Annotated in this window: 1 protein-coding gene; it reads right to left on the reverse strand. The window is 47.2% G+C overall.

The genetic code is table 11. The features are described from left to right. Nucleotides 1-633: right-handed parallel beta-helix repeat-containing protein (locus P0D89_RS53775; protein WP_408379769.1), on the reverse strand; the 633-nt coding region annotated here is incomplete at its 3' end. Nucleotides 634-671: the final 38 nt, after the last annotated feature.

The raw sequence follows: 671 nt of genomic DNA on the forward strand, positions 1-671 counted from the left end.
AAAATTTTGAATTTCATTGTTGGAAATCACAATACCTGATTCGGCATGGGCACGGTCGTCAAAATAAATTGCGCCTGTGTCGGAAAGTCCTGATTGAGTGTTTACATCATGGATATAATTGCTGTCGATCAAGATATTATGGTTTGAGTTATTAGAGGGATCATTACCCGCCTGTATAGCATGCTGTGCAATGTCATAAATGAGGTTGTGGGTTAAGTTAATTCCAGTACTGTCTCCCATGATCACAATACCGTTTTTGCTAATATTGTAGATCGTGTTGCTGTCGACAATATCCGAACTGGTGTTCCATATATCGATTCCGTCACCCGGAACGTTGCGAAGAGTTATCCCCCGGACGCTGATTTTGCTGGTTCCGGTGTTCCCTGTAATCGTGATACCGGGGGAGACTTTATTCCCGCCATCAAGAATAGGAGTTTGTCCGGGATAAGCGAGCCAGGATTCCCCTGAGTCTTTATCGGAGAGGGCAAGTGTTGAAGAGAGCTGATAAGTACCTCCCATCAAATAAGTGGTTTTAATACTGCTTCCCTGCATTGCCTTCTGGGCCTGTGCGAGCGTTGCGAAAGGCGTGGAGGCCGTCGTGCCATTATTGGAATCGCTTCCCGAGGGCGACACGTAAAACGCTGACACAAGGGTTGGGGCCGCGGAGCAGC

The sequence above is a fragment of the Paraburkholderia sp. RL18-085-BIA-A genome, assembly GCF_046027075.1.
Taxonomy (GTDB): Bacteria; Pseudomonadota; Gammaproteobacteria; order Burkholderiales; family Burkholderiaceae; genus Paraburkholderia.